The following is a 3557-nucleotide window of genomic DNA, read 5'->3' on the forward strand; positions in this document are numbered from 1 at the left end:
TCTTCTAGAAGGATGGTGAAAAACAGCAACCGCCCCTAGCCCGCGGCGGATGACGTGAAACGAGAAGCCCGTGCCACAAGGGTTCTCCATTTGAGAAACAAGGCGGTGAAGCAACCCATCCCTTTCATCACCGCCCTTCTAGATTTCGCTTGCACGGCAGAACGGCAAAAGGCAGACGGCGTTTCCGTCTGCCTTTTCTGCCTTACCAATGCAATGGCTCTTCTTCCGCCCGTGCCGGCTCCCCGTTTTCCTGACCCGGCTCTGGCTGCTCAGGCTCTTTTTTTACCACTTCCAGTGTCTTCACATGATGGCCGTCCATTTCTTTCACTGTAAACAAATAACCATCGATTTCCACGCTGTCACCGGTTTGAATGTCATAATGCTTCGTCAAAATCCAGCCGCCGATCGTATCCACGTCATCATCGTCGATCTCCAAGCCCAGCAAATCATTGACTTCACTAATCAATACCTTGCCATCGAGCACAAATCCCTCATCCATTTTTTGAATCAATGGCGTCTCATCAATGTCGAACTCATCCTGAATTTCCCCAACAATCTCTTCCAAGATGTCCTCGACTGTTACAAGTCCGGACGTACCGCCATATTCGTCCACTAAAATCGCCATATGGATGCGCTCTTTTTGCATTTTCACAAGCAAATCATGAATTGCAATCGATTCAATGACTTGAATGATCGGGCGGATGTAATCTTTCATTTGTTTTTCGTTTGACGGGTTGGCGATAAAGTCGGTAAATACTTCTTTCACGTTAATGAGGCCGAGTACGTGATCCTTATCGCCATCAATGACGGGATAACGCGTATATTTTTCCTCGCGGATGATCTCCAAGTTTTCCTTGACGCTTTTGTTAAGATCCAATGCGACAATTTCCTTGCGCGGCACCATGATTTCTTTCGCCACGCGGTCATCAAAGCGGAAAATGTTGCTGACGTAGCGGTACTCCGACTGATTGATCTCCCCGCTTTTGTAGCTTTCCGACAAAATGAGACGCAGCTCCTCTTCCGAGTGGGCCAGTTCATGCTCCGCCACCGGCTTGAGACCGAACAGACGCGTCACCAGCCGCGCCGAATGATTGAGCGTCCAAATGAACGGATACATGATGTTATAAAACCAGATGAGCGGCTTAGCGGTAAACAGCGTAATCGCTTCCGCTTTGTGAATGGCGAACGTTTTCGGCGCCAATTCGCCAACGACGACATGCAAAAAGGTGATGAGCGAAAAGGAAATGATGAATGCTAAAAAATGCGATACAGATTCCGATAAGTGGAGGCGTTCAAACAGCGGCAGCAACATCCGCGCCACCGTCGGCTCCCCCAACCAGCCAAGGCCAAGTGAAGTAAGAGTAATGCCCAGCTGGTTCGCCGATAAATAGCCGTCCAAGTTCGAAATCACCTTTTTCGCCGCAACCGCCCGTTTGTTCCCTTCATTGACCAACTGATCAATGCGCGAACTGCGCACTTTGACAATCGCGAATTCGGAAGCGACAAAAAAGGCGGTGCAAGCGATCAGCAATGCCACCAACAGCAAACTGGCTATGTCCAATTCGTCTCCGAGCGCGGATGAAGCGCCCAGATTACACCTCCTGCACAGTAAAGTTTCTACAGCACACTGATGCCACGTTAGGCCGCCAACAACAGGCGGCCCATCACTTACGACTCTTCATTATTGCTCCCTTGGGCAAAAATCAGCACATACTTCAACAGCTCAAATACCGAGATCAGCGTTGCCGCCACATACGTCAACGCCGCCGCGCCGAGCACTTTGTTCACGCCGCGCGTTTCGTTTGGAGCGATGATCCCTTCAGCGAGCATAAACCGTTTCGCCCGCGCGCTCGCATTAAACTCGACCGGCAGTGTAATAACTTGAAACGCCACCGCCAGCGAGAAGAACAAAATGCCGAGACCGATCAATGAAAATTGATGAAGCAAAAACCCAACGAGCAGCAAAAACGGAGCCACGCCGGAAGCCAAGTTCACAACCGGAAACATCCGGTGGCGGAGAACAAGCGCCGCGTACCCTTGCTGATGCTGAACGGCATGGCCGACTTCATGGGCGGCCACCGAAATGGAAGCGATCGATCGCCCATAAAACACCGGTTCCGAGAGACGGACGGTGCGAGAGATCGGATCGTAATGGTCGGAAAGCCGCCCCGGCACGACCTCCACCGGCACATGATACAAGCCGTGGCGATCTAAAATCAGGCGCGCCACTTCTGCCCCTGTCAACCCCGATGAGGCCGGGACTTCGGACCAAGCATTGAAGTTGCTCGACACTTTCCACTGCGCCCAAAGCGAGATCAAGAAAGCGATAAAAATGAAAATATCCATCGGATGGAATAGCATCGCAGCCCCTCCGTTTTTTCAATGATGATCAAATGTGTATACTATTATTTATTGTACTTGTTCATCAATTCATACGTCAAACATGCCGCTTTGGTTTCGTTCCTCACCAAAAAACAGCGCCGGCGTGGGCGCTGTTTAGACGATCGTTTCGTCAAAAATTGAAATTGTCCGGGTCAGGGCCAATCCGCTTGTTCGCGTTCAATGCATCGATTCGTTTCATTTCCTCATCGGTCAATGAGAAATCGAAGAGATCTGCGTTTTCCTTTATGCGTGCCGGCGTCACCGATTTCGGAATCGTGACAACGCCGTTTTGCAAATCCCAGCGCAGCACGACTTGCGCCGGCGTTTTCCCGTATTTCTTCCCAATCTCCACGATCGTCGGTTCGTTTAAAATTTCCCCGCGCATGAGCGGCGACCATGCTTCAAGCTGGATGCCGTTTTCCCGGCAAAACGCGTGCAGCTCTTTTTGCGTCAGGCGCGGATGGTACTCGACTTGGTTGACCATCGGCTTGATTTCGCAATCGGCCAATACATCTTGCAAATGATGGATTTGAAAATTGCTGACGCCAATGGCGCGCACATACCCGTCTTTATATAGCTTTTCAAGCGCCTTGTACGTCTCTTTGTATTTCCCTTTCACCGGCCAATGGACCAAATACAAATCCACATAATCGAACCCGAGCTTTTTCAAGCTTTTGTCAAACGCCTTTAGCGTCGTTTCATACCCTTGGTCGGTGTTCCATACTTTCGTCGTCACAAACACTTGCTCACGTGGGATGCCGGATTCGCGGATCGCTTGCCCGACCCCTTCTTCGTTTTCGTAAAAAGCAGCCGTGTCAATATGGCGATAGCCCATTTCCAACGCGGTGCGCACCGCGCGTTTCACTTCCTCGCCCTCTTTGACTTTGTAGACGCCAAGGCCAACCCACGGCATGCGCACGCCGTTATGTAATACCGCGCAATCTTGCAAATGGTTCACGTCGCTTCCCCCTCCAACATCGGTATAGCTTTATTATGGAAAAACGGTGAAGAAAACGCAAAATATATGCACCCAAACATCCCTGACCCGCTGCCGCCAAAAAAGCGAGGGACGCGCTCCCTCGCTCCCTATTACAGTTTCCACTTCACCTTATTTCATTCTTCACCATCAAAAGGAACTGGAGCTCGGCCGCTCGTTTCCAAAAAAAAAAAAAAAA

3 protein-coding genes are annotated in these 3557 nt (G+C 50.5%); all 3 read right to left on the reverse strand.

The features are described 5' to 3' along the window. Positions 1-202 precede the first annotated feature (202 nt). Positions 203-1561: a hemolysin family protein gene (locus B4113_RS05605; RefSeq protein WP_033018699.1), complete on the reverse strand. Its 1359-nt coding sequence runs from the start codon at positions 1559-1561 to the stop codon at positions 203-205. A gap of 107 nt (positions 1562-1668) precedes the next feature. Further along, entirely contained in the window at positions 1669-2361 is a 693-nt protein-coding gene (locus B4113_RS05610) for a zinc metallopeptidase (RefSeq protein ID WP_033843189.1), read from the reverse strand. 151 nt (positions 2362-2512) lie between these two features. Further along, positions 2513-3340, reverse strand: coding sequence for an aldo/keto reductase (locus tag B4113_RS05615; protein WP_033843188.1), 828 nt, complete (start codon positions 3338-3340; stop codon positions 2513-2515). Positions 3341-3557: the final 217 nt, after the last annotated feature.

The organism is Geobacillus sp. B4113_201601 (assembly GCF_001587475.1).
Classification (GTDB): domain Bacteria; phylum Bacillota; class Bacilli; order Bacillales; family Anoxybacillaceae; genus Geobacillus; species Geobacillus icigianus.